Origin of the sequence: Floridaenema fluviatile BLCC-F154 (assembly GCF_041929135.1) — a bacterium.
GTDB lineage: Bacteria > Cyanobacteriota > Cyanobacteriia > Cyanobacteriales > Aerosakkonemataceae > Floridanema > Floridanema fluviatile.
Window position 1 is genome coordinate 101,224 of the sequence record NZ_JBHFNS010000092.1, and the last position, 25,959, is coordinate 127,182.

The following is a 25,959-nucleotide window of genomic DNA, read 5'->3' on the forward strand; positions in this document are numbered from 1 at the left end:
AAAAAATACAGTTGATTTCTGGCCTCTTTTACCTTTTTGTCCCCAGTCCCCAGTCCCCAGTCCCCAGTCCCCAGTCCCCAGTCCCTAATCCCCAATCACTCACTATAATCTGACATTGGTAGACAAGAACAAACAAAATTTCGATCGCCAAAAGCATTGTCAATTCTGCTAACTGGAGGCCAATATTTCTGCTCTTTTAACCAAGGTGCTGGGTAAGCTGCTTGAGTGCGAGAATAGGGGCGATTCCAATCATCAGAAATTAACGTTTCGGCGGTATGAGGTGCATTTTTCAACACATTATTTTCCGCATCAGCTTTGCCTGTTTCAATCTCGGCAATTTCCTGATGAATGGCAATCATCGCATCACAGAAACGGTCTAATTCTGCTTTTGATTCGCTTTCGGTTGGTTCTACCATTACTGTACCTGCAACGGGCCAAGAAACGGTAGGGGCGTGAAAACCATAATCCATTAATCGCTTAGCGATATCATCTACTTCTATGGCAGCAGATTTTTTGAGCGATCGCAAATCCAAAATACATTCATGCGCCACAAAACCGTTATTTCCCTTGTATAAAACCGGGTAATAATCTTGCAAACGACGCGCCATATAATTAGCATTAAGAATCGCCACTTTTGTCGCTTCTGTTAAACCTTTCGCGCCCATCATTGCGATATACATCCAAGAAATTGGCAGGATACTAGAACTACCCCAAGGTGCAGCAGAAACCGCCCCAATTCCCGCTTTCTCTCCCATTTTCACCACAGAATGACCGGGGAGGAAAGGTGCTAAATGAGATGATACTGCGATCGGACCCATTCCCGGCCCACCACCGCCATGAGGAATACAGAAAGTTTTGTGTAAATTCAAATGGCAAACATCAGCGCCAAAATCTCCCGGACGACACAAACCAACTTGGGCATTCATATTAGCCCCATCCATATAAACTTGTCCGCCCTGAGAGTGAACTATTGCACAAATTTCTTTAATTTCTGACTCAAAAACCCCATGAGTAGAAGGATAAGTTACCATTAAAGCGGCTAATTCTTGGCGATGTTTTTCCGCTTTATTTTTCAGGTCAGTAATATCAATATTACCTTGTTCGTCGCAAGCGATCGGCACAACTTTTAAGCCACACATTACCGCACTTGCTGGATTTGTCCCATGTGCAGACTGCGGAATTAAACAAACATTGCGATGACTTTCTCCGCGACTTTCGTGATATTCTCGAATTACTAAAAGTCCGGCATATTCACCTTGAGAACCCGCATTTGGTTGCAAAGAAACAGCCGCAAAACCTGTAATTTCCGCCAACCATTCTGCTAATTGTTGGAACATTACTTGATAACCCCTAGTTTGATCAAGAGGTGCAAAGGGGTGAATTTTGCCAAACTCTGCCCAAGTTACGGGAATCATTTCCGCTGTTGCGTTTAACTTCATCGTACAAGAACCCAAGGGAATCATTGAAGTTGTCAATGATAAATCTTTCGCTTGCAAACGATGAACATAACGCAATAATTCAGTTTCCGAATGATACTGATTAAAGACGGGGTGAGTTAGATAATTACTAGTCCGGGTTAAAGAGTTTGGAATTTGTAGGGGCGGGTTTGGTTCAGAGGTTGTTTGTAAGTCACCAAGGTTATCTACTAAACCCGCCCTTACTTTCATCAATTCTTCGGCATTGAAAGGTAACTCTTCTCCTAGTGCAAAGATTTTCCAGAGGTTTTGTAAATCTTTGAGGGTAGTAGTTTCATCTAGGGAAATACCCACTGTTTGCTCATCAAAAACCCGCAAGTTAATTTGCTGAACTTCCGCAGCTTGAAGAATTTCGGTTAAACTGCGACTTCCCAAATCTACGCAAATCGTATCAAAGAAAAATTCCCCAGTAATTTTGTAACCTAACTGCTTTAAACCTTCAGCCAAAATCACCGTTAACTGATGAATATTTTCCGCAATTCGCTTTATTCCTGCCGCCCCATGATAAACCGCATACATACTAGCAATTACGGCAAGTAAAACTTGAGCAGTACAAATATTACTGGTCGCTTTTTCCCGACGAATATGCTGTTCGCGAGTTTGCAAAGCTAAACGTAAAGCGGGATTTCCATTAGCATCTTTGGAAACACCAACTATTCTGCCTGGAACTTGTCGTTTAAACTCTTCTTTGGTGGCGAAATATGCCGCATGAGGGCCACCATAACCTAAAGGTACGCCAAAACGTTGGGTATTTCCTACGGCAATGTCAGCACCGAATTCCCCTGGAGGAGTGAGTAAAGTTAAGCTTAAAATATCTGCGGCTACTGTGACTAATGCGCCGACTTTATGAGCTTGGGCAATGAAATTTCGGTAATCATAAATTCTGCCATCGGTTGCGGGATATTGTAATAACGCGCCGAAAATTGATTGGTCGAAAGCGAAAGTTTCATGGTTGCCAACAATGACTTCAATTCCTAAAGGTTTGGCGCGAGTTTGGACAACTTCAATAGTTTGAGGGTGGCAATCTTGAGAAACGAAGAAAGCTTTAGCTTTATTTTTAGATGCGCCATAACTTAAGGTCATGGCTTCAGCGGCTGCGGTAGCTTCATCTAATAAAGAAGCGTTAGCAATTTCCAAACCTGTTAATTCGATAATCATAGTTTGGAAATTTAATAATGCTTCCAATCTTCCTTGAGCAATTTCTGCTTGGTAGGGAGTGTAAGCAGTGTACCAACCGGGATTTTCTAAAATGTTTCGTAGAATAACAGGCGGGGTAATGCAATCAGAATAACCCATGCCAATAAAAGAGCGAAATACCTGATTTTTGGAGGCTATTTCTTTTAAATTGGCGAGGGCTGTATATTCACTTTGGGCGGGTGGTAATTGTAACGGATGAGAAATGCGAATTGCTTGCGGAATAGTTTTTTCTATTAGTTCATCTAAACTGGAAAGCCCCAGCAATTCCAGCATTTGTTTAATTTCTTCCGCGCTAGGGCCAATATGCCGACTAGCAAAACTATCTGTTTGTCCCGCTTGAAGGCTGGACTTGGTAAAAGGGCTAGAAGTTGTCACTAATGACTCTCCACAATTGACTTAATTTAAGTTTTAACAAGTATTTCTGATCTGGGCAGGGGAGCAGAGGGGCAGAGGGGCAGGGGAGCAGAGGGGCAGGGGAGATAAGGGGACTCTTTAACTCAAAACTCTGTAAGGGCGGGTTTTGTTGTTAATTCTTCTGTTGTGAACACAGACTTATCTTCTAAACCCGCCCCTACACCTGAAAATTTCTCTAGTCCCCAGTCCCCAGTCCCCAGTCCCCAGTTCCCAGTCCCCAGTCCCCAGTCCCCAGTCCCCAGTCCCCAGTCCCTATTCCCCTTCTACTTGGGCGCGATACTCGTCAGCGGATAGGGCATCATTTATTTCGTCGGGGTCGTCGATGCGGACTTTGAGTAACCATCCTTCGCCGTAGGGGTCTTCGGCTATTTCTTCTGGTGCTATAATTATTGCTTCGTTGCGTTCGATGACTGTACCGCTAATAGGGGCTTTCAGGTCTTCGACTGCTTTGACGGACTCAACAGTTCCGAAGTTTTCTCCTCTGCTGATTGCGTCGCCAATTTCTGATACTTCCAAAAATACAATATCACCCAATTGGTCTATGGCGAAGGCGCTAATGCCGATCGTCGCAATTTCGCCGTCAAGACGGACATATTCGTGGGTGTCGAGGTATTTCAGATCTTCGGGATATTCGAGGGACATTTAATTTCCTCACTAGGTTAAAGAATTTAATGATTTTGCAGTTGCATTTTGGGCAGAACTGACAGATCGTGGATATAGGTACAAAATCGGGTAATTTCCCCTGAAGGCTAATTTTATCAGCCTTGTTGTTAGCTACTCATTATGAATAAGCAAATTCTGAAAAAACTGCTAATAGGTGAATTTTCTTTTTTACGAATTATGCGATCGCTCCTTTTTATCTATGCTTGTCTTTGCTTATATGCCTATTTTTTTACCGATCGAATGATCTTTCTACCCCAACCATCGAGTTACGAAGATACTAATAATATTCTCAAGTTAACTACTAAAGATGGGGTAAAAATCTCAGCAGTTTACTTACCTAATCCTCAAGCTAAGTTTACCATTCTCTACAGTCATGGGAATGCGGAAGATTTAGGGGAAATTTCATTTGTATTGGAAGAGTTACGAAATTTGGGATTTGCGGTATTTGCTTATGATTATCGAGGATATGGTACGAGTCAAGGAAGCCCTACAGAAAAAAATGTTTACAACGATATTGATGCTGCTTATAATTACCTCACAGAAAAATTAGGTGTAGCTCCAGAAAAGATTATACTCTATGGTCGTTCTGTTGGTGGTGGGCCATCTGTAGATTTAGCAAGTCGGAAACCTGTGGGAGGGTTAATTTTAGAAAATACTTTTGTGAGTACTTTTCGAGTGGTAACACAGGTGACGCTGTTTCCTTTTGATAAGTTCAATAATATTGAAAAAATTAAGAAAGTGCGATCGCCAGTTTTAGTAATGTACGGCAAAGCAGATACAGTAATTCCATTTTGGCATGGAGAAAAATTGTTTGCGGCTGCCAATGAACCAAAGATGTTTTTAGCCATTGAAACTGCGGGACATAATAATTTTCGAGAGACCGGAAGTAAAGAATACGATCGAGCTTTGCAAGAGTTTACCCAACTAGTTTCTCAGCATCAACAAAAGGGACTGGCGACTGGGGATTAGGAACTGGGGACAAACATTTTCGATACTAACCAAAAACTTGAAAAAGGCTACGCCTACATCTGTGTTTATCTGTGGACATCTGTGGTTAAAAATAAATCTAGTTTTTTTAACCGCAGATGAACGCAGATAAACGCAGATAATTACACTTTATTTGGAGAACGATAAAAAGGTTTTTTGACTACTTTAGCGGGATAAAATTTGCCACGAATTTCCACTTGTAATTCTTGACCAATTTTAGCTAAGTTTGTGGGGAGGTAAGCTAGAGCGATCGCAGATGACAAAGTAGGCGACCAACTCCCACTTGTCACTTCTCCCAACGTTTCCCCTTCAAAGCTTATCGGATAACCTTGACGGGCAATATTACGCCCTTCCATTTGCAAAGCTACCAGTTTTCTTTCTACTCCCGATGCTTTTTGTGACTCCAATATTTCCCGACCAATAAATTCGCCTTTTCTATCTAAATGAACCAACCAACCTAAACTTGCTTCTAAAGGCGTTGTTCCTTCATTAATATCCTGTCCATAAAGTGCCATTGCTGCTTCTAAACGTAAAGTATCTCTCGCACCTAGTCCACAGGGAACCACACCTTCAGCTAATAAATTACTCCATAATTCTTTACCCGCATCTGGGTCTAACATCACTTCAAAACCATCTTCTCCAGTGTAGCCAGTTCGAGCAATAAAAGCAGGTTTCCCTAAAACTGTACCAGACAAATGACCAAAAGATTTGATCGAATTTAAATCCTCTTTAACAAATTTTTGTAGCTGGCTAACTGCTTGTGGCCCTTGAACTGCCAGCAAAACTTTATCTTGGGAAATATCTTGAAAATCTATTTCTGATGTTTCTAAATTTTTTAACAACCAGGCTTTATCTTTCGGCGTAGTTGCCGCATTAACTATCATTACTCCCCGTTGAATTCCTGCGGTTTCACCCTGATAATAAAAAATGATATCGTCAATAATTCCCGCCTCAGAATTTAATAAAACAGTATACTGAGCTTGACCTGGTTGTAAACTACTTAAATCTGAAGGAACTAACTTTTGTAATTCGGAAATTAAATCTTTTCCTTGCATGGTAAATTTGCCCATGTGGGAAATATCAAACATTCCCGATGCTGTTCTGACTGCTTGATGTTCCTGTGCTATTCCGCTGAATTGAACAGGCATTTCCCAACCAGAAAACTCTGTAAAACGAGCTTTTGACTCTACAGCTAAGTTAAAGAGAGGAGTGCGAGAAACACTAGCAGGTGTTGTTGATTGATTACCCATTTTTTTAAATTCAATTATTAGTCTTAACTAAGTGATTAACAAAAATCATGAGTTATGAGATGGAGTTTTTTTATCTACAACCCATAACTCATAATTTAGCTTAAAAGCACAGAATCAACAATTTTTCTGCTGCTAGCTAGGGAAATTACTCAGTGACAAACTCTTCAGCGACTTTATCAGTTTTTGCTGCCATAATAAAATCATTGATGTGTAGTCCGCCGATCGAATGAGTCCACCAACTAACAGTTACTTTGCCCCATTCTGTGAGTAAAGCTGGGTGATGTCCGGCTTTTTCTGCTTTGTCACCCACCTTATTAGTGAAGGTTAAAGCTGTCATAAAATCGTGAAATTTGTAAACCCGCTTCAGACGTGCTTCACCTTCTTCTTCGACAATAGCCCAATCAGGAATTTGCGGCTTTAGTTCAGCAATTTCTGTGTCACTTATGCGCGGTGAATTACCTTCACAAGCAACACAACTTCTTTCTGCTAACTGTTGCATTTTTGTTTGTCCCTAGTTTCAGTTTTGGCACGGCTTAAGCAGTTACTTCTTCCCCACCAACGAACATTTAGTAATAAATTAAGGTAGGTTTTAGAAGCAGACAAGAGTGTAAGCCATCTTCAGGCAGGAGGCGGTTAATTCCGCTATTCGCCATTGTTTAGCTAAAACGTATCTCTTGTTACTTTACCACAATTAGTTACTTCGCTGAATCACTAAACGCTGTATTGGTTCATAAGTAATAGTTTGCTCTTTTTGCTTAGTTTCTTGCAGACTCATTTCTACACCTAAAGCATCAGGATCAACTTCAAAATCACTCCGAAAATAAACAGTTTTTCCTGGTTGAATCGGACTGGCAAGAGTTAAACTACTAATTCCGCCACTAAATTTGCTGTTTTCTGGTGGGAATTGCACAGTATAACTTACCGGAAGTTGCTCTATAGTTTTCTGAGAATTATTAGTGATACAACCTACAATATATTCCTTTTTTTCTGGATCAGATTTATCTCGATAAAATTGCACTTTACCAAAACCAAATGGTTTTTGAATGCCTTTATTTTCTCCAGTTTGACACCAAGAAGCAGCATCAACATTGTCACTGCTTGATACTTTGATTGAGAACTGAGGAACAGAAGCTTGTTCCGCAGAAATAACTGGCAGTTTATGACATCCCAGGAAACCTAGTAAACAAGTCACTCCCAAAAAGAGAACATTGCTTTTTTTGACCATACGAATTCATCCCTAGACTTTATCTATTACTACACAATACTATGTTTCTACTCCAATAGGTATTAGACTTTTTCCCGAAGTCGCGTTAGTGTCAAAACAAGTTTTGTTAACCTCAATCAAATTATGCCGGAACCTTTACTTATTGTTGATGTCCAGTGCGGTTTTATCAATCAATTTACTCATCATATTCCACAAAGAATCGTTAGTTTGATTAAGAAAGATGAGTACGCACCGCTTTTGTTTACTCGGTTTCTTAACTCTACAGACAGCCCTTATCAAAGACTGCTTGATTGGCATAGTTGTTCCGATAAACCAGAAACAAATATTGTCCCGGAATTAGAAGCTTTTGCTAAACCTGAATTAATCTTTTGTAAAACTGGACTTTGTGGAATGCCAGATAATTTATGTAATTATTTCTGTAATGAAGGTATTGAACGAGTTTTTATTGTCGGTATTGACACTGATATGTGTGTTTTGAAAATAGCGATGGATATTTTTGATATTGGCATTGAACCAATAATATTTACCGATTGTTGTGCTAGTACTGCTGGTTTACAAGCACATTTAGCAGGGTTAGCCGTACTCAGTCGAAATATTGGTGCGCCTCGACTTAGAGATGCTGGTTTAAGTGATGGTTTTTTGGCTGCACCTTAATGGGGAGTGGGGACTGGGGACTAGGGACTGGGAAAGGTAGAAGGTAGAGAGGTGGGAAAAGTTGTTGATGTAGTTCAATTATTCCCCTTGTCCCCTTGTCTTATTCAGCTTCTCCTATTAAGGTAAATGCTGCCCAATCTTTTGGATTTGGATGTTTTTTCATGGTGGATAACATGGCATTTCTTAAGGCTTGGGCTTTGTCTGAATTTTGTTGAAAATTGTGATAAAATTCGGTCATTAATGTTGAGGTGGGAGCGTCGGGAACTGACCAAAGAGATACAATTACGCTGCTTACTCCGGCGGAAATTAAGGAACGAGATAAGCCAATTACGCCATCTCCGGTAATTGTACCTCTGCCAGTATCACAAGCACTTAAAATTACTAATTCGGCGTTTAATTCTAAGTCTAAAATTTTTCCGGCTGTGAGTAATCCGTTATCATTTTTGGCTGGGGTAAGTGCGATCGCACCCGGTATCCCATCCCCAAAATCATCTAACAAACCATGAGTTGCTAAATGAATTATTCTCGCTTTCGGCATTTGAGAAACTACTGCTTGTTTAGTAGCTTCTTTGCCAATTAAAGCCTTAGTATTGAGGATTTGCGCGATCGCCTTTGCTTCCTGTTCCGCCCCTGGTAAACTTTCTAATTGTTGTGGTGGTTCTCCCGGCGCAGGTGGCACAACTGGCATAACTGGATTTCCCACAACTAACGCTTGTTGATTGCGAATATTGCGGCGTTTTTGCTGAGTTAATTCTAATACTTGAATCGCTGGAGTTGTGAGAATTGTATGTTTTTCAATCAGGAATTTATCCGCCTCATCAACTAAGGCTGGAAAAGGTACTAAAAACAGCGCATCTTGTGGGACAAAAATTACTCTGGCATTGGGATCTTTTGGCAGTAAATCAGCGATCGGTTGAATTAAGATTTGATGTAGTTGTTTTAACTTTTCCGTTGAAGTTGTGTTTTGTACAGGTTTCGCCACAGCAAAACCTAAACCTCTGACACCGATCGATTCTCGACTAGTAGTTACCAAATCTTTCAAAGGTGTTTTTAAATTTGTAATATCACTGCGGCGAAAGCTAATTTCTCCTGTAGGTTTCACCACCCAAATATAAATTTCTGCCCCTAAACCTCTTAATTTTCCTTGTGATAAGAAATCTTCGGGAATAATCGAGTATTCGACTAAGGTAGCATTTTGCTGTTGAGCAATTTTTTTAATTTCTGCTAATGTCGGAGGTTTAATCGTCGATGCAGTTTTTGATTGTGAAGATAACTGTTTAGCTAATAATGCTATAAATGCCCGACTTCTGCCATGTTCGGACATTTCTAAAGCTGCTTCTGGTTGATTTTGAGCAACTAAAACTTGTTGTAATAAATTATAAGTTAAAACCTGGGTATCAAACAGGGAAACTTGTTCGGAATCTGCCAAATTATAACGGAGAGAATCTAAAATTTGAATTGCTATTCTTAATTGTTTTTCTGCTTCTTTTAATTGACCTGATTTTAACAGAGTGTGCGCCAAATTATTCAGCGCCATTGCTTTTTGTCTGGGTGCTTTTAGGGAATCTGCGATCGCCAAAACCTGTTGATGATATTTAATAGCTTGGGCAAAGTCGCCTTGCTGTTCGTAAACAATTCCCAGATTTCCTAAACTATCAATTTGCATTTGGGGATTGCTTAGGGATTTGGCGATCGCTAAACTCTGTTGATAATAACTAATTGCTTCATCTCTTTTCCCCAAAGCATGATAAGCAGCACCCAAATTTTGTAAAGCAAAACCTTCCCCTTGTCGATCGTTAATTGACTTCGCCAGCGTCAAACTTTCTTGGTAAAATTGCATTGCTTTCTGATAATTACCTTGAGTAGCATAAATCGCACCCAAATTTCCTAAAGCGGCGCTTTCCGCTTGCGGATTTTTCAGTTCTCTGGCAATGGTCAAAGCTTGATTTTGCAAAGTCAAGGCTTTATCATAGTAACCTAAAGCTTCATAAGCATTAGCTAAATTAATTAAGATGTTTCCTTGATTTTGGCGATCGCCTATTTCCTGCATAATTGCCAAAGCTTTTTGCTGAGAATCGATCGCTTGATTGTAATTTCCTAAAACTCGGTAAGCAATACCTAAATTAGCAAAAGCTTGGGCGGTGCTTTGGCGATCGTCAGTTTCTTGAGCTATCTTTAATAAAGCTTGGGAAACCTCGATCGCTTTCTGATTATTTCCCACAATTAAATAAGCCGCACCTAAATTTCCCAAAAGCATTTTTTCTTGCTGTTTATTTGACAAACTTTGGTAAATTTTTAGTGCCGCTTCCCAAGATTTAATAGCCTCAAAAAATTGACTACTTCGATACTCCTGAATCCCCCTTTGTAACAACTGATCTGCTTGGCTTCGATCGTTTTGAGATCGTGCAAGTGTCACCGGAATAGATAAAAAAGCAGCCGATAAATCAACCGCAGTGACTAACATTGCCACCAGCAAACTACTAAATAAAGAAATCCCTATCTTGTAACCTTGCATAGTTACTTCCCTGCACCTGAATTTTCAATTTGCACCCCAGAACCCCGGAATTCTACCTCACCGCCATTAGTCCTAACCTCGGTAGCATTTCTCCCCTTTCCACCAGTTAACAACTCTGGCAAAAATTGAGGATTAGATTGACCATTCTCATTAGTTTGTCGTTTCGGTTCCAAACGTAATATTCCCTGCTGTTGAGAAATTGGTAACTCCTCACATTCTTCCTCCTGAGAACTTTCATTTTGATTATTAGCATTCGACCTTTCTCGCGGTTTCTGGCATTTTTCAGGAAGCGGTTTTGGATTCGATTGAGTCGAAGATTGTTGATTTTGTCGTTCTGTAGATTGAATAATCTCCGAACCGCGAGTAACTACCTCGTTAATATTAGGATTGCTAGCTACCAATTCGCCTGTATTATTTGTTGGGGGTGATTCCACTGCAACTGGTTGCGTTGCAGGCGGTTCCACAACCGCAACGGGTGGCGGACTCACAGGCGGAGTCACTGTTGCAGGCGGTTCCACAACCGCAACGGGTGGCGGACTCACAGGCGGAGTCACTGTTGCAGGTGGTTCCACAACCGCAACGGGTGGCGGACTCACAGGCGGAGTCACTGTTGCAGGTGGTTCCACAACCGCAACGGGTGGCGCACTCACAGGCGGAGTCACTGTTGCAGGCGGTTCCACAACCGCAACAGGTGGCGCACTCACAGGCGGAGTCACTGTTGCAGGCGGTTCCACAACCGCGACTGGTGGCGCAGTAGTTGTAGGAGGATTATTAACAACAGGCGGATTTGTATTTCCCGGTGGATTAGGATTAGTAGTTACAGGTGGATTTACATTTTCCGGTGGATTTACATTTCCCGGTGGTTCAGGAATTGTAGTAATAGGTATATTCCGAAAAGATGAGTACAACTGTCCATTATTAATGTCATTCCCAACAACAATACCTCCACTAGTACCGCTAACATTTTCTGGGAACTGACTAGGAACATCTAACAAACTATAAGTAGCATTTCTGAATAGGGTAATTTCAGCCTCATTATTACTGGGGTTGAAACCTTCAAGTTTTCCATTAAACTCTTCACCTTTAACAGGAGTAACATTCGGACCAACTATAAAACCGAAACCTTCTCCTCTTCCAGAAATTTGGATATAATCATTACCTTTGAGAGATTGACCACCATGTTGAATTCTCACATTACCGGGTCCAGAAGGCCCTCCAGAATAAACAATAATACTTGCCGGAATACGTTGAGTATTCTTAATAGTAATTGTTGCTTCCGAATTTTCTAACTGTTCTCTAGCAAAACCTTTAGTTTCCAGGAAATCAATTACTTCAGGAAAATCTTTGAGCGAGCCTATACTTTCTATTTGATTGTCATTTTGAATAGTCCCTAAAGAGAAGCCTTGAGATGATTTCGTAGCTCTAAACAAACCATAAGCTTTAATGTCAATTCCAGCAGCACCCCCTCTGATTAAACCAACTTCTATGTCACCTGTTTTTGCTTCCAACTTAACAGAACCTTCATTAGGATCGCCAGAAAAGTTACTGTACTGATAAAAAGTCACGATATCTTTTGCTAAAATGCTCGATCCGGTAATGTTTAATGCTCCGCCGCCAGTCGTAACAGCTTCAACTTTAATCTCCCCTGATGTAGAAATTTCTACAGAGCCTCCCCGGTAAAAAATTGGGGGATCTGTATTAAAGCCGCTTCCTTTATAACCTGTTTTAGTATTAATATCTCCTGTGGTAATCTTGCCAGTAGCAGATAAATTCACAGCACCGCCATCTTTCTTAGTACCACCATCTGCTTCTAAAACCGAAGTATTAATATTTCCTACAGTAATGCTATAACCCGAAATATCTACTTTCCCACCTTTCGTTTGAATAGTATCATCCGAATTAGTAGATACCGCACCATTTCCATTATTATCAGCATCCGCTTTAATCGTGACAGCTTGTTCATTAGTATTAATACTTCTAGTACTAATATTTCCTCCCGCTATCAGATTAATCTCCGCTTCTTTCGTTACGTTAATTGTGCCATTTGCTTTAATCGAACCTGACTCTTTTGGAGATTGAATTGTTACTGAATTGTTAAAAGTAATATCACCAGCAATGGTAATAACACCTTTACCATCTTCCCGTCCAATCATTACAGATTTAAACCCAGCTTTTAAAGAATCAAGGTCTGTATTAGTTAAATCTAACCGATTAGAATTTTCTGCATCACCCAAAGTAATTTCTAACTCTGGAGTAACAGGTTGCAATGTAATTGTATTCGTACCAATTACAGATTCAGCACCTCCGAGAAAATCAATTTCATCTGCTGTAATAGTAAATGCTTTGTCTCCCGTATCAACATCTTTACCGAAGCTAATTGTACCTTTGCCAGCGTTCAATTCCACATCGTTAGTTAGAGTAACTGAACTCTCTAATTTGATATCTTTGTTTTCCGTTTTAATATCGCCTGCTATTTTTAAACTTGTCGCTTTAAAAGTAATTGCTGTTTCCCCAGTTCCCGTAATTATTCCCTTGGTAATAATTGAACCTTCAGGAGATTGAATAGTAACAGAGTTTTTCAAAGTCACAGGGTTAACAGTAACGACACTTTTGCCATCTTCTCTGCCAATGATTACAGATTTAAAACTATTTTGTAAAGCATCAATATCACTGTTTGTTAAATCTAAACCTGTGGTTTCTTCAGAATTGGCAATAGCAATATCTAACTCAGGTGTCGCAGGTTGCAATATTAGCTTATTGCTGCCTGTTACAGATCCAGCACCTCCAGTAAAATCAATTTCATCTGCTGTTAAAGTCAATGCTTTGTCACCAATTTTTAAAGTGTTTCCAAAGGCAATTGTTCCTTCACCAGCATTAATTACAGCATCTTCTAACAAAGTAACAGGACTATTTGTAAAGTCAATATTACCTTTAGGAGTTGTGATATCTGCCGCTACTTCAACTTTGGTTGCTTTCAAGGTAATTGCAGCATTATCTGTTCCTGTAATCTTTCCTTTGGTAATAATTGAACCTGCGCCAGAGGGAGATTGAATTATTAGTGGGTTGTTGAAGGTAATTTCATCAATGTTAATTTTACCACTACCGTTTTCTCCTCCAATTGTAACTGCTTCAAATCCACTAGCAAAAGCTGCAATATCATCTTTGGTAATGTCTAAAGATGGTTCGGAATTACTCGTTCCACCAATTACAATATCTTGTTCTGCTGTTCCTGGTTGTAAGGCAATTTTTCCAGTACCAGTAACCGAAGCATTACCACCAAGAAAATCAATTTCCTCGGCGATTAAGGTAAGTGCTTTATCAGTTATATCTACTTCCTTACCAAAGCTAATTAAACCTTTACCAGCTTTCAAAGTCACATCATTTGTCAGAGTGACTGGAGTATCTTTAAATTCAATATTGCTGTTATTAGTAATGATATCGCCACCTAATTCTACACCTTTGGCAATTAAAGTAATTGCCGCGTCATCGGTTCCGCTAATTGTACCATCGGTGATAATTGAGTTATTTGGTGATTGAATAGTTACTGGATCTTTAAAGGTAACTGAAGTAATATTAACTTTGCCACTACCTGCATCACTGCCAATAGTAATTGAGGCAAAACCATCTTGCAATTGATTAATTTCTGAGGAGTCGAGATTAAAATTTCCCGTTGCTGTATCTCCAATACCAATTGATTGATTGGCGCTTTTTGGTTGGAGGATTAAATTACCAGTTCCGCTGATACTTGCGCCGATTTCAATTTTGTTTGCAGTTAAGTTAATATTGCCAGTACCCGCTTTAATTGTGCCATTTGAATTAGTTGTTAAAGTTCCAGCATTTAAATTGATGTTACCACTTCCGGGAACTGTGCCGATCGCATTGTTAACATTTAATTTAGTAGTTGCTGTTACTGTGAAGTCGCCTTTTAAGGTAATGGCAGCGTTTATGTTGACAATTGGCGCAGTTAAGTCTAAATTATTATCATTGGTGTTAGTGCTAGCGTCTACAGGTTCGTCAACGTCGATGTTTTCGGTAGCTGCGATCGCAACACTCCCCGTATCCAACACTTCTAAAAGTTTACTAGCAGAAATATAAAATATCTCATCATCTCCACCATCACTCCCTAAAATTTCCCCGTCGCTAAGTTCATCATCGTTTGTACGATCCGTGCCAATAATTACACTTTTTGGATCGAATAAAACTTGACCTTTTGCACCAACAATTGCCGATACATCGATCGAACCATCAAAAGTTAAATTTTCTTTTCCCGAAACTTCAACAAATCCACCATCACCCGATTTACTACCACCAACTGCGCTAATTTTACCATAAAATTCGGTTGATTTATCCGCCCAAACAATTACTTTACCACCATTACCATTTCCCAAACTATCAGCGATAATTACTGAATCTTTACTAATATAAGTATTAATCGCATTTGGTACTTTTCCCTTACCTTGAAAATCTCCACCAATTAACACTGTACCGCCGCCATTAATTCCAGAAACATCGATTTGGGAATTAACTATTCCGACTTTATTACCTAAAACTTGCACAGTTCCGCCTGATGCTTTGATATTACCAGAAGCTACTGCGGTTCCGGTTTCTGGTGATATCCTTAAACCAGAACCACTTAAGGAAATTGTGCCATCATTATTTACTGTAACTTGCGTTGCGTTAACTCCAGTTCCACCTGTTAGTAATTGAGGTAAAGATAGAACTGGTAAATTCCAATTATTTGGTTGATTTCCACTTAATGAAAGTGGTTGAACTTCTAAAGAAAGTACACTTCCCGCTTGACTTAACCGAACTAAGTTTTCTCCGGGTACCGCCATAACGGTAATTTGTCCTCCGGGTGCGGTTAATTGTCCGGTATTAACTACTGTACCAGCTAATAATCCTAAATTTTGTCCTTCGGTAACTGCTAGATTTCCGCTGTTAATAATTGCGCCTGGTTGGAGGTTAGTAAAAGCAAAAACGTTGGGGTTTCCTACTAGTTTATCGTAATTGTTGTTAGCGATCGCACTAAACCAACCATTCCCATTAAACCCAATACCTGTCGCAGTAGTCGCAAAAAACGAACCCGGTACATTTAAACTAGCTTGCGAACCAAAAATAATCCCTGCTGGGTTCATTAAAAATAAATTAGAATTTCCTCCAGTAACTTGAATTAACCCGTTAATTACTGAAGCATCTCCACCCACAACTCGACTTAAAATATTGCGAATTTGCGGATTAGAAAGAAAGTTAGCAATCTGTCCTTGGTTAACATTAAATCTCTCAAAACTATGAAATAAATTTGCACCATCTTGGGAAGTTCTCCCACCACCAATATCTAAGCGATTTCCATTAGGTGAAACAGTTGTGTTTGTACTGTTAGCTTCCGGCGTAATTTGTGACTTGGCAGGATTTGCACCAATTACTGTCAGTAATGGTAAAGTGATTAATGCAACAGGGAGGACAACGGGAGAGAAGAACAATGGACTGTTTGTGCTTATTTGTTGCATGAAATCATCCCTAAATAATACAACATTAGATCGGATAGTTCAGACTTACTTATACAACACAAATCGGGAAATTCCCGAGTAGAAATCTACTATTTTCAGTCTAATAAGCTGTTACGCATTTAAATCACTTATTAACGAGTAGGGTGCGTCAGACGGTAAAACCTATGTAGAAAGGAAAATATCTAAATCTGACGCACCCTACAATATGACTTTTAAATGCGTAACAGCTTATAGTATCCAAAAGAGAAACCCGATTTATTCAACAAACCGGGTTTCTAGAATACCTGAATCACCGAAAAAGGTCTATATCTGTAAATTACGGCGCTAAACAATCATAAACTATCAGGATCAATTCCTCTCTCTCTTAGTTTGGCAAGTAAATCTTGCCTAAGTTGTCTTTCTTGTTCTAAAAGTTCTTGGGAATGGGAAAACCGATTTCCCTCGCTATCGTACCAATACAACCATTCTCTTCTCCATCCTTCGTAAGTTCCCATTTCTCTGCCAATTCCTAACCCAATTTCTGGCATCCAAACTGGTTCACCTGGTAATCTTTCATACACACCATCTACTAACCGATGCACTTCAAAAGCATCACCATGTCTACTGTGATAACTACCAGAATCGTAAATTACATAATACAAAACTCCTAATTCAGCATAATCGATTTTCTTCTGGTTGTATTCGCCTCTATAAGTATTAGAAACTACTTCCAAAACTAAAATTGGTACTACGCCGTTTTCTCGTTTTAGGATATAGCTTAAGCGTCCATTTTCTCCAGAGAAACGCTGTACTCCTAAACTGAGAAAACCATCAGGTATAATAACAGGTCGATCGCTTGCATAGTAAATTCCCATATCTACGCCAAAAAACCAATCTTGTCGATCGGACCAAATTAAACATAAGATTGATAACAATAAATTAGGTACTAAATTTTGCAGTTCGTTGTCCACTGGAATTTCGTCAGACTCAAGAAAAAATTCGGTTTCTAAGGATTCTGATGGCAATGGATTATACTGTACCATGACCTTTTCTGTTAGTGAGTTCTTCCATGTAAATTTTAGCTAATATTTGTTCGCTTGTTGTCAGTACTTTAGTGTTCAAGCACTGACAACAAACTCGCTTTGGTACTAATTTTTTCTTATTGCTTGTTTGAGAGGAATTTTAATTACAAATTCTGTACCTTTTTCCGATTTAGAAACGCAATCTAAACTACCACCATGTTTTTCGGTAATAATTTGATAACTAATTGAAAGTCCCATTCCTGTTCCTTTACCAATTGGTTTAGTAGTAAAAAATGGATCGAACAAGCGAGATTTTACTTTTTCAGAAATTCCGGGACCATTATTTGTAAATCTAATCATCACTTGATTGTTTTTTATAAGTTTGGTGTGAATACTAATGGCAGGATTAGCTAATATTTTAGCATTGTAGGCATCTTCTAAAGCATCGATCGCATTAGCTACAATATTCATAAATACCTGATTTAATTGTCCGGCGTAACATTCGATTAAAGGTAAATTACTGTATTCTTTAGTAACTTGAATTTCTGGTCGATCGGGTTTTGCTTTCAACCGATTTTGCAAAATCATCAAAGTACTATCAATTCCCTCATGAATATTCACATCTTTCATTTCCGCTTCATCCATGCGGGAAAAAGTTCGCAGGGAAGCAACAATTTTTTGAATTCTGTCTGCACCAACTTTCATCGAATTTAAAAGTTTTGGCAAATCTTCAATTAAAAAATCTAGCTCGATCGCCTCTACTTCTGCTTGAATATCTGGATGAGGATTAGGATAAAATCCTTGGTAAAGTTCTACCAATCCCAGCAAATCTTGAGTATATTCTTTAGCATGAGTTAGATTACCAAAAATAAAATTAACTGGGTTATTAATTTCATGAGCCACACCAGCAACTAACTGTCCCAAACTAGACATTTTTTCACTTTGGACTAATTGAGTTTGAGTGCGGCGCAGTTCTTGCAAAGTTTGCTCTAAATCTTCCGTCTTTTTTCTCAGTTGAGACTCAGACTTTTTCAAAGCTTCTTCTGCTCGTTTTCGCTCTGTAATATCTTCCGTAATTGCTAATAAATATGTAGCTTCGCCTAACTCATCTAAAATTGCTGTTTTCTTGGTTCGCAAAATGTGAATATCTCCTTGGATTTGAGCCTCTTCCTCAAAAATATCTACCGTTTGACCGCTAGCTAATACTTGCCGATCTATTTTAGTGAAAGAATCCGCTTGCGTTTTCGTAAATAAATCATAATCATTCTTCCCTAAAACTTGTTGTTCTGTTAATCCAAATAACTGTTCAGCCGCTTGATTAAAAAATGAAAATTTTAACTCTTTTGCTTCTTTAGCCACTACAGCCACAGGTAAATTATTTAGTACCGATTCTAAAAATTTCTTAGTATGTTCGATCGCCAATTCTGCCTGTTTACGTTCGGTAATATCGCGTTGTACTGTAGCTATACACACCGGATCGCCAGTTTCGGAATCGAGTACCAAAAATACCAGGATTTCCACATCGATCAAAACCCCACTTTTTTGATGAATTAATTCTCCTTCTCCCCGCCAATAACCAGTTGCTAATGCTTGGCGAAAAGCTACATTTTTTAAAGTTAAACTAGTAGATTGAGGGTGAAGTTTAGTAATATTTATATTCTTTAAATCTTCTAAAGTATCTAAACCTATCATCCTTAAACCTGCGGAATTAATAAAAAAAGGATTGCCTGTAAAATCTGCCATCCCAATTAAATCACTGCTATTTTCCACCAAAGCAACAAATTTTTGCCGCTCTGCTTCTACCTGTTTCCGTTCAGTAATATCTTCAGCAAATCCCAAGATGCCATAAAGTTTTCCCTGATCGTCGGATAAGGGAAATTTCCGCACATCAAAAATCTTTATACCGTCCACTGTTGTTACTACTTCTTGAACACGAGTGATTTTTCCGGCTAACACTTCTAAATCATCGGCGCGAAATCCCCGAATTCCTGCTTTTGAATTGCCAAAAACTTGCTCTTCTGAATAACCTAATTCCAGTTCATTTTTTCCTAAAATTGAGTCTGGCGTAGTACCAAGATTAGTAGCAAAACTTCGATTTGCTAAAATGCAGCGAAAATCGCAGTCCTTCACAAAAATCCCATCTGGGGAAGCATCAATTATTGATTGTAAAAGTTGGCGCGATCGCTTTTCTGCTTGTTTTGCTTCCGCAAGTTGCTGTTCTAGCTGAACTACTTGTGCTTGCAGATGTTTTAATTTTTGCGATTTTCCTTGAAATGATTTTGTTACTGAACTCATAAAAACCTGCTCTACCAGAATTCAACTTATTACGACAAAATATTTTAGTTTTTTAGTTTTTGCAGTCTTTACCTCAAGAGAAAATCTCTTGCCAGGAAAAGCATTTACCGTTCAAGCTCTTGGTCTAGGTTGTACTTATTATTCCCATAAATTATCTTATTAGTTCACACTCTCGCAAAAATTTGTTTCTAGAGTAGGCGATCGCACCACCTATTCCCCAATCATCTCCTAAGCATAGTCTAACCATAGACAGATGTTAAGTCAAAACAAATATGTATATTCCAAATTACAATGAAGAAAAATTACAAACAAGCCGGAAATTGCTATATATATTTAGCAAAATTAACACTTACTTACAAATAATCTCGTAGTAATAGATATTATTACTGTGTTTTTTACCAAAATCTAATAACCAACTAAGTTAAATTACCGTAATTAAAGCGTTTAATTTATCTAAAAATTGGCAAATTTAAATTAAAATAATTAATTACACTATTTTAATTACAGTTAGTTGGAAACTTATTAGTTAATTCACTTTTCTGATTTTTGGGTGATTTCTGCTGGGAGCGATCGCAATTACAGTTTCAGTCATTCCAAAAGTAATAAATTGGAAGGAGGAAGCGATCGCCATCATCCCTACTTCTTACAAACTACACAGCCAGCGAGAAATTGATGCAAGTTGGGTGCGATCGCTAAATTCCACTTTTTGCATTTAAGATAGATCCTAGACGAAAAAGATAAAAAACTATGTTTAAAAACTCACCAGTTATTAGTACGTCTCCAGAAATTATGGGTGGGACTCCGGTTTTTGCTAACACCAGAGTTCCGGTGCAGACACTCTTTGATTATTTGAAAGCAGGAGAATCCATAGATGATTTCCTTGATGGATTTCCGACCGTAACTAGGGCTTGCTGAAGAAATGTAGAAGATAATACAGGCAAGGGTTTTGAGCCTTTTTTGCGTAAACAAGTGCAAGTTTTTTAGATATTTTGGCTCAAAACCCTTGCCTTTTTTGGGGAAATAGTTGGCTCCCATTGGGGAACTAGGTGACGAACCTCATATTTTTCAAGCTCTGTAGCCTCTGGATTCGTTCAGTAGACTTATTCAGCAAGCCCTAACTAGAGAGCAAGTTATAGTGATGACATCGCTGTTTTCCTTTAGACTGCCTTGAATCATTATTCTTCAGATTTGCTCTCCTATTATTTTCGCAAACCTTTCGGCTAAAGCAAGAGCATCTTCAAAGGTTGCGTCTTCGTGATTACGGTTATTCCACTTGAGTAATGATGGCCTTGAATCAGCTGAATACTTAGCACCAGGATTTTCCTTTAAAGCTTTCTCAACTTCTCTCTTTGCAAGGTTTTTAATGTGAAAATACAGTGGAGATTTTTGTTCGGCAAAATTCTCTTTTATGGCTTTCATTATCTTATTGAGACAGCCAATAATATATTCTGCATATTCTTTAGCTTTCTTTGAATTTGCTATGTAACCTTTATGTATCACCTTGTTTCTAAAGCCAACTTGATTTTGATCGGCATTCCATATTTCTCCAACAGTCATTAAATATGCAGAACAAAAAGCCCCATATTGCCGTTCAGATTGACCTTCAATTTCTTTCCAGAATTTGTCTATTATTTCCAAAGGAATATCTGTTTTAAATAGGTTTAACTTGATAAATAGCTCATAAGCTCTCTCTAAGGATGCAGCGAAACTCATTACCGATTCAGAGTAGAATCCTTTTCTATAAGCATCAATACCAGATGTGAATAAAACATCAAACAGATCGTGCTGTAATCCAGATATTTGTACATGACCATTAGGACATCTACAAATAGCCAGCAAATTAGATTCAACTTCACCAACAGCCCAAATCAGTGAAGTGTTATCAGCTTCAAGACAATTAATGCAAAGACAATAATGTTTCATAATTTATATATTCAACAACCTGTAGCTACAATTTAATAAAGATATTAAATTGTAGCTTCACTACTCCTAATTGACTACAAAGTTTGAAAATAACTTCTCAAAGTTGTAGTCATCAAATCTGAGTAACTGACCACCAGAACAGATAAATTCAAATTTGTATCCTACTAAATTCTCAATTATTTTGCCTTGACCGTAGCGATTAGTGTATACAAATGAAACCTTTGCTTTGTCTCCCATCCTAATAATTGCAGAACACAAAGCATTTTCCTTCTCTACGCTATCAGTTGCGCCATCCTGCTTACCGTAGTAGGTAGTATACTTACCTAGTAAAACTTCTACCTCACCCTCAAATTCATAATAGGGTTGAGCAGCACTTAATGGTAACTCCAAAGATACAAGTACATCTTGTTCTTCTGAAGCAATTTCTTGTTGGATAAAATTCACTCCCTCCGAACTTTTGTGGAGACTAGCAAATTTTATAATTACAGGACTAGACCATATCTCATCAGTCTTGATTTTGACTTGTAATTGCTTCTTTGTTGATTCCTTCAGTATAACAGGCAAGATGTCAAAGTCAGTAGCATGAGTATCATTAATCGACATACCATTACTAGTTAGACAAGGTACATTACGCACGAAGCTTAGAAAAATACCTTCTTCTGGTTTGTAAGTCTTAGGGCTTGATTTATTGTAAGCATCTGGACACACTCTGAATAGTCGCATAATAATACAGTGATTTTCCACTCAAATATTTTAGCTAAAATCTTTTCCGTAGAGTAGCGTAGCTATTCCTGCGCGATAGCTACGCTAATAGATGATGCCATCGGGTACAACACGGTTTTAGGTGGCTATATGCTTAGGAATCAGAACTCTTTTGACTAAATCCTCTAATAGCTGGGATACTGCGAGTTAGACCTAAGACATTCATCGCCGGATACACAGCAACTACATTATTTGTTGTACTGCTAAAACCAGGAATTATTAGCTGAGTACCTCCCTGGGCTGTATAGTGTTTGCGAAATTCACATACAGCACCATCTGTTTTGTTCTCAATTAAACAGAGTAAAGACAGACAAGGAAATTTGTTCGCTCCCTTTTGCTCAATTCTGAATTTCTGAATCTTTTCGGCTAAAGGGCGAAAAGTTTTTTCAATTAAACTATTCAGGCTATTCCTATTTTCTCCAGCATAGGTAGTTACTTCAAACGGTTTCCAAGTAACGAGCGCACAAGCAGCATCAATGATCTCTAAATTATTATTAGTTCCCATGTAGAGAACGATGCCATGTTTTCTAAGTGTTCCAACAGCATCACCGTCTTTGTTGATTAGAAAAGTTATTGCGGTATCAAAGAAACCAGTGTTAATTAGACGCATTGCTTCTGTTGCAAGTTCACGATTGTTCATTACAGGTTGATAACCTGAGAAATCTTCTGGTTCCATAGGAACTTTGAGAGTGAAAGCTGCTAGCTTCAAATCTTGAGAAGCTAATGTCTGCGTCTGTTTGGATGCCATATCATATACTGTCATCGCAATTTGATTTAGGCGATTTAGTAAAGCCGCAGGAGGTTCCCCTTGATAAACTTGTTCAGTCTGTACCAGCCAATCGAGGATAGCTGACGTTAGCCCTGCTGTTCCCTGAGACAGATATAAATCAACAAAACTTGAATAATCTGGTTCTGTCTCCAATTGAATATGTATACTCTTTTTTTGCCACCAAGGTTTCCCAAATGTAGGGTCAACTTGCTTACGACGTTTTGCATCTCCCATATCAATAGCCCCTTCCCATTGATCTCTGAATATCCTTTTTTCCCATAAATCGATCCTTAGCAATCCACTTACCGAATTAATTGATGAGAGAACTTCGTTTGTAGTGTTCCCTCATCGCTGACAGGAAAGGCAGCTTCATCAATAAATAGCAATAAAACTTAATATTTGAGCGATAAAACGATCGCCCCCCAAAAATTGTTAATTTTCTTTAACAACAGCTATTTATCGAGCAAATCGTAACATACGATACAGAAATAAGGGTAAAAAGTTTTTCTCGCCTGTCTTAATCAACAGAATTAGAGAAAATAACTTCAAATTGCCCCGGAATTTGAAGATTGCTTAGGTATTTATCGGTTCTTTAACTCTTTCACCTTCTCACGTAAGTCTGAAGGCAGGTTCTTCATGGGTAAAATTCGGAGGTAATCATGAATCCAATTGCAGAAATATTGCTCGAACAGGTTTCTTATGCTCGAAAATTGGGGCAGCGAATTCTGGAGGTAAGCGGCTTAGATGATGATGGGGTGATTTATGCTTTTGCTACTCCAGAGACACTGGTGATTAATTGCAGCGACTATCAAACGACTTGGCGGCTTGAGGAGGAACAGTTTAAATTACGGTTGGCGATCGCAAAACTAAAATATTCCATCCACACTATTGCGATCGAAAAAGCCGGAAAAACCTTGTATTTTTGGTAAATTCCTCATTTCCCCAACATCGCGCCGATCCTAATTAAGAAAACTTTGGTGAAAATCAACCATTAATCTTTATATAGTTATAAAGTAGATACAATCATCAGCAACTCTCTGGTTGTTGATGATTGTTCGATCGCACAGAAAACAGCGTGATGAGGAAGTGTATTGAAAATGTCTCAATCCCAAGTTAGTCAAGGCATTGATTATTACAGCGATAGTTACCGGGATAGCTTCAGCCGGATCAATGCTATTGCGATCGTTGGCGAACAGGAAGCCCATGATAACTTTATTTGTTTAGCGGAACTTTTGCCAGCGGATGTAGAAGAGTTAACCAGATTGGGGAAAATCGAAGCTCGTCACAGGAAGAGTTTTGAAGCTTGCGGGCGAAATCTCGAAGTTACGGCTGATTTAGCTTTTGCTCAGCAGTTTTTTGCCGATTTGCACCATATTTTCCAAAAAGCAGCTGCCGATCGCCAAACTGCCACCTGTTTGCTGATTCAATCAATTGTAATTGAGTGTTTCGCGATCGCCGCTTACAAAAACTACATTCCTGTTGCTGATGACTTTGCCCGTAAAATTACCGAAGTTGTCGTTGAAGACGAGTACAGCCATCTTAATTTTGGGGAAGTTTGGTTAAAAGCAAACTTTGCAGAAGTTAAAGAAGAACTTAAAGCTGCTAATCGCCAAATTTTACCGATTATCTGGCGAATGCTCAATCAAGTTGAGCCAGATGCTAAAGTCTTGGGAATAGAAAAACAAGCCTTAATCGAAGAATTTATCGCCCGATACAGTGAGGCGCTGAAAGAAATTGGCTTCACAACTCGCGAGATTCTTCAGATGTCAATTCACGGTTTAATCTAAAATGCACGCCCTTTCTCTTCCAACTTGGATCGTTCACATTACTAGCGTTACAGAATGGATGATTGCTATTTGGCTAGTTTGGATTTATGCCGAAGTTAGTCAAAATCCGGTTTGGCGATGGTTATCCTTGGCAATGATACCAGCATTAATCAGTGCTTTTTGTGTTTGTACTTGGCACTTTTTCGACAATAGCCCTTCCTTAGAATGGCTGAGCATGGTACAAGCTACTATGACGTTGATTGGCAATATTGCCCTTTGCTTGGCAGGTTGGCGACTTTGGCAAACATCGCGATCGAAAGTGCGATCGCCCAAATTCAAACTCAAAAATGAATAATAGCACTTATGCAGAAACCCGGTTTTTTGAAAAAACCGGGTTTCTTTAGATGTGATTTAAGCATAAATGCTGGTTGACAAAAAACTAATTTTAGTAGCAAATTTCGCCAAATCAGTAATTATATTAACTTTTGCAAAGAATTGGTTCTTAAATTCATTCATCGCTATACAGTTATCGAAGATAAAAAATTGCTTGAATGGATATTCGGCATGAGTCTCTATCTGAGTAACTAAGTTATACAAACTATTTCTTTAGTCTCAAAACTGGGTAATAAACCGATCGAACAAAGAGACTTTAGCTGAAATTTCCCCCTTATAAATTTTGTAGTCAAGAGGTATTTCCGATGAGTTTAGATTTGGCAACACAGTTACGGGAAGGAACCAAACAATCTCACACAATGGCTGAAAATACAGCATTTATGAAGTGCTTCCTGAAAGGAATTGTCGAATGGGAACCATTCCGTAAATTAACCGCCGATCTGTATTTTCTTTATAGTACGATGGAAGCAGAAATTCGTCGCCACAAAGATCATCCAATTGTCGGACCAATGTATTTTCCCGAATTGGAACGGGAACAAAAATTGGCACAAGATTTAGAATTTTATTACGGCGAAAATTGGCGCAATGAAATTGTTGCTTCGGAAGAAGGGAAGAAATACGTTGCTCGAATTCAGGAAATATCTAATAATAATCCAGCTTTGTTAATTGCTCATTCTTACGTGCGTTACATGGGCGATCTTTCCGGTGGTCAAAGTTTAAGAAATATTGTGCGATCGGCGCTAACTTTACCACCAGACAGAGGTACTGGATTGCATGAATTTGACGACATTCCTACCGTGGAAGCGCGACGGGCATTTAAGGGAAGATACCGTGATGTATTGAATTCTTTGCCTGTTGATGATACTTTGGCGCAGCAAATTGTTGATGAAGCTAATTATGCTTTTGAAATGAATCGGAATGTGTTCCATGAATTAGAACCAGATGTTAAAGCAGCTGTTGGCGATCATGTTTTTGATTTAATTACTCGTCAAGATAAACCAGGTAGTACAGAACGTCAACCTGGTACTACTTCAGTTGAATTAGTAGCATCTGAATAATTGTTAAAAGTAGGGTGCGTCAGAAACTTAAAATTTGATGCTGTGACTCAGATTTATAATTCTGACGCACCCTACAACTTTTAACTCATAGAGGCATAGTTTGAG

Annotated in this window: 19 protein-coding genes; 7 read left to right on the top strand and 12 right to left on the bottom strand. The window is 38.8% G+C overall.

From position 1 onward, the window contains the following. Positions 1-95: 95 nt before the first annotated feature. Both gcvP and gcvH read right to left on the bottom strand, forming a co-directional pair. Entirely contained in the window at positions 96-2,945 is a 2,850-nt protein-coding gene (gene gcvP / locus ACE1B6_RS26120) for an aminomethyl-transferring glycine dehydrogenase (protein WP_413260379.1), read from the bottom strand. A gap of 393 nt (positions 2,946-3,338) precedes the next feature. Then, a complete protein-coding gene (gene gcvH / locus ACE1B6_RS26125; protein WP_413260217.1) occupies positions 3,339-3,728 on the bottom strand; it encodes a glycine cleavage system protein GcvH in 390 nt (129 codons plus the stop codon). Positions 3,729-3,869: 141 nt separating this feature from the next. Here gcvH and ACE1B6_RS26130 point away from each other — a divergent pair, with 141 nt between their 5' ends. Continuing rightward, positions 3,870-4,718: an alpha/beta hydrolase gene (locus ACE1B6_RS26130; RefSeq protein WP_413260218.1), complete on the top strand. Its 849-nt coding sequence runs from the start codon at positions 3,870-3,872 to the stop codon at positions 4,716-4,718. Between the two features lie 140 nt (positions 4,719-4,858). On the opposite strand, the gene gcvT is transcribed toward ACE1B6_RS26130, so the two are convergent. The 3 genes from gcvT to ACE1B6_RS26145 all read right to left on the bottom strand — a co-directional run bounded on the left by gcvT (position 4,859) and on the right by ACE1B6_RS26145 (position 7,211). Next, positions 4,859-5,986, bottom strand: coding sequence for a glycine cleavage system aminomethyltransferase GcvT (gene gcvT, locus ACE1B6_RS26135; RefSeq protein WP_413260219.1), 1,128 nt, complete (start codon positions 5,984-5,986; stop codon positions 4,859-4,861). A gap of 145 nt (positions 5,987-6,131) precedes the next feature. Continuing rightward, positions 6,132-6,485 carry a 4a-hydroxytetrahydrobiopterin dehydratase gene (locus tag ACE1B6_RS26140; RefSeq protein ID WP_413260220.1) on the bottom strand — a complete coding sequence of 118 codons (354 nt, stop codon included), beginning with the start codon at positions 6,483-6,485 and terminating at the stop codon, positions 6,132-6,134. 192 nt (positions 6,486-6,677) lie between these two features. Further along, positions 6,678-7,211 carry a hypothetical protein gene (locus tag ACE1B6_RS26145; RefSeq protein ID WP_413260221.1) on the bottom strand — a complete coding sequence of 178 codons (534 nt, stop codon included), beginning with the start codon at positions 7,209-7,211 and terminating at the stop codon, positions 6,678-6,680. Positions 7,212-7,334: 123 nt separating this feature from the next. On the opposite strand from ACE1B6_RS26145, the gene ACE1B6_RS26150 reads away from it, so the two are divergent. Continuing rightward, a complete protein-coding gene (locus ACE1B6_RS26150; protein WP_413260222.1) occupies positions 7,335-7,865 on the top strand; it encodes a cysteine hydrolase family protein in 531 nt (176 codons plus the stop codon). A 100-nt stretch (positions 7,866-7,965) separates the two neighbouring features. Here the strand turns inward: ACE1B6_RS26150 and ACE1B6_RS26155 are convergent, their stop codons facing one another. The 4 genes from ACE1B6_RS26155 to ACE1B6_RS26170 form a co-directional block, all read right to left on the bottom strand. Beyond that, positions 7,966-10,380 carry a CHAT domain-containing protein gene (locus ACE1B6_RS26155; RefSeq protein ID WP_413260223.1) on the bottom strand — a complete coding sequence of 805 codons (2,415 nt, stop codon included), beginning with the start codon at positions 10,378-10,380 and terminating at the stop codon, positions 7,966-7,968. A gap of 2 nt (positions 10,381-10,382) precedes the next feature. Beyond that, positions 10,383-15,887: a two-partner secretion domain-containing protein gene (locus tag ACE1B6_RS26160; protein WP_413260224.1), complete on the bottom strand. Its 5,505-nt coding sequence runs from the start codon at positions 15,885-15,887 to the stop codon at positions 10,383-10,385. Positions 15,888-16,219: 332 nt separating this feature from the next. After that, positions 16,220-16,909, bottom strand: a complete 690-nt coding sequence (locus tag ACE1B6_RS26165) for a Uma2 family endonuclease (protein ID WP_413260225.1) — start codon at positions 16,907-16,909, stop codon at positions 16,220-16,222. A 105-nt stretch (positions 16,910-17,014) separates the two neighbouring features. Next, a complete protein-coding gene (locus ACE1B6_RS26170) occupies positions 17,015-19,183 on the bottom strand; it encodes a PAS domain S-box protein (RefSeq protein WP_413260226.1) in 2,169 nt (722 codons plus the stop codon). A 747-nt stretch (positions 19,184-19,930) separates the two neighbouring features. Here ACE1B6_RS26170 and ACE1B6_RS26175 point away from each other — a divergent pair. Beyond that, positions 19,931-20,098, top strand: coding sequence for a DUF433 domain-containing protein (locus tag ACE1B6_RS26175; RefSeq protein ID WP_413260227.1), 168 nt, complete (start codon positions 19,931-19,933; stop codon positions 20,096-20,098). A gap of 267 nt (positions 20,099-20,365) precedes the next feature. Here the strand turns inward: ACE1B6_RS26175 and ACE1B6_RS26180 are convergent, their stop codons facing one another. The 3 genes from ACE1B6_RS26180 to ACE1B6_RS26190 form a co-directional block, all read right to left on the bottom strand. Next, complete coding sequence (locus ACE1B6_RS26180) at positions 20,366-21,106, bottom strand: hypothetical protein (protein ID WP_413260228.1); 741 nt, start codon at positions 21,104-21,106, stop codon at positions 20,366-20,368. A 66-nt stretch (positions 21,107-21,172) separates the two neighbouring features. Further along, complete coding sequence (locus tag ACE1B6_RS26185; RefSeq protein WP_413260229.1) at positions 21,173-21,829, bottom strand: hypothetical protein; 657 nt, start codon at positions 21,827-21,829, stop codon at positions 21,173-21,175. 133 nt (positions 21,830-21,962) lie between these two features. Then, a complete protein-coding gene (locus tag ACE1B6_RS26190; RefSeq protein WP_413260230.1) occupies positions 21,963-22,871 on the bottom strand; it encodes a hypothetical protein in 909 nt (302 codons plus the stop codon). A 425-nt stretch (positions 22,872-23,296) separates the two neighbouring features. Between ACE1B6_RS26190 and ACE1B6_RS26195 the strand changes: the two genes are divergently transcribed. The 4 genes from ACE1B6_RS26195 (at position 23,297) to ACE1B6_RS26210 (ending at position 25,854) form a co-directional block, all read left to right on the top strand. After that, positions 23,297-23,566 carry a hypothetical protein gene (locus ACE1B6_RS26195; protein ID WP_413260231.1) on the top strand — a complete coding sequence of 90 codons (270 nt, stop codon included), beginning with the start codon at positions 23,297-23,299 and terminating at the stop codon, positions 23,564-23,566. A 168-nt stretch (positions 23,567-23,734) separates the two neighbouring features. Next, the gene (locus ACE1B6_RS26200; RefSeq protein WP_413260232.1) at positions 23,735-24,424 is read left to right on the top strand and encodes an aldehyde oxygenase (deformylating); all 690 of its coding nucleotides are present in this window, start codon (positions 23,735-23,737) and stop codon (positions 24,422-24,424) included. Between the two features lies 1 nt (position 24,425). Continuing rightward, a complete protein-coding gene (locus ACE1B6_RS26205; protein ID WP_413260233.1) occupies positions 24,426-24,758 on the top strand; it encodes a DUF2499 domain-containing protein in 333 nt (110 codons plus the stop codon). Between the two features lie 343 nt (positions 24,759-25,101). Then, positions 25,102-25,854: a biliverdin-producing heme oxygenase gene (locus ACE1B6_RS26210; protein WP_413260234.1), complete on the top strand. Its 753-nt coding sequence runs from the start codon at positions 25,102-25,104 to the stop codon at positions 25,852-25,854. The last annotated feature ends 105 nt before the right edge of the window (positions 25,855-25,959 follow it).

Bases quoted from the DNA above. Each gene is read 5' to 3' on its own strand.
- gcvH (WP_413260217.1), bottom strand. From the start codon at position 3,728: ATGTCCCTCGAATATCCCGAAGATCTGAAATACCTCGACACCCACGAA.
- ACE1B6_RS26155 (WP_413260223.1), bottom strand. From the start codon at position 10,380: ATGCAAGGTTACAAGATAGGGATTTCTTTATTTAGTAGTTTGCTGGTG.
- gcvP (WP_413260379.1), bottom strand. From the start codon at position 2,945: ATGCTGGAATTGCTGGGGCTTTCCAGTTTAGATGAACTAATAGAAAAA.
- ACE1B6_RS26160 (WP_413260224.1), bottom strand. From the start codon at position 15,887: ATGCAACAAATAAGCACAAACAGTCCATTGTTCTTCTCTCCCGTTGTC.
- ACE1B6_RS26175 (WP_413260227.1), top strand. From the start codon at position 19,931: ATGTTTAAAAACTCACCAGTTATTAGTACGTCTCCAGAAATTATGGGT.
- ACE1B6_RS26140 (WP_413260220.1), bottom strand. From the start codon at position 6,485: ATGCAACAGTTAGCAGAAAGAAGTTGTGTTGCTTGTGAAGGTAATTCA.
- gcvT (WP_413260219.1), bottom strand. From the start codon at position 5,986: ATGGGTAATCAATCAACAACACCTGCTAGTGTTTCTCGCACTCCTCTC.
- ACE1B6_RS26195 (WP_413260231.1), top strand. From the start codon at position 23,297: ATGAATCCAATTGCAGAAATATTGCTCGAACAGGTTTCTTATGCTCGA.
- ACE1B6_RS26205 (WP_413260233.1), top strand. From the start codon at position 24,426: ATGCACGCCCTTTCTCTTCCAACTTGGATCGTTCACATTACTAGCGTT.
- ACE1B6_RS26185 (WP_413260229.1), bottom strand. From the start codon at position 21,829: ATGCGACTATTCAGAGTGTGTCCAGATGCTTACAATAAATCAAGCCCT.
- ACE1B6_RS26170 (WP_413260226.1), bottom strand. From the start codon at position 19,183: ATGAGTTCAGTAACAAAATCATTTCAAGGAAAATCGCAAAAATTAAAA.
- ACE1B6_RS26165 (WP_413260225.1), bottom strand. From the start codon at position 16,909: ATGGTACAGTATAATCCATTGCCATCAGAATCCTTAGAAACCGAATTT.
- ACE1B6_RS26180 (WP_413260228.1), bottom strand. From the start codon at position 21,106: ATGAAACATTATTGTCTTTGCATTAATTGTCTTGAAGCTGATAACACT.
- ACE1B6_RS26150 (WP_413260222.1), top strand. From the start codon at position 7,335: ATGCCGGAACCTTTACTTATTGTTGATGTCCAGTGCGGTTTTATCAAT.
- ACE1B6_RS26200 (WP_413260232.1), top strand. From the start codon at position 23,735: ATGTCTCAATCCCAAGTTAGTCAAGGCATTGATTATTACAGCGATAGT.
- ACE1B6_RS26145 (WP_413260221.1), bottom strand. From the start codon at position 7,211: ATGGTCAAAAAAAGCAATGTTCTCTTTTTGGGAGTGACTTGTTTACTA.
- ACE1B6_RS26190 (WP_413260230.1), bottom strand. From the start codon at position 22,871: ATGGGAGATGCAAAACGTCGTAAGCAAGTTGACCCTACATTTGGGAAA.
- ACE1B6_RS26210 (WP_413260234.1), top strand. From the start codon at position 25,102: ATGAGTTTAGATTTGGCAACACAGTTACGGGAAGGAACCAAACAATCT.
- ACE1B6_RS26130 (WP_413260218.1), top strand. From the start codon at position 3,870: ATGAATAAGCAAATTCTGAAAAAACTGCTAATAGGTGAATTTTCTTTT.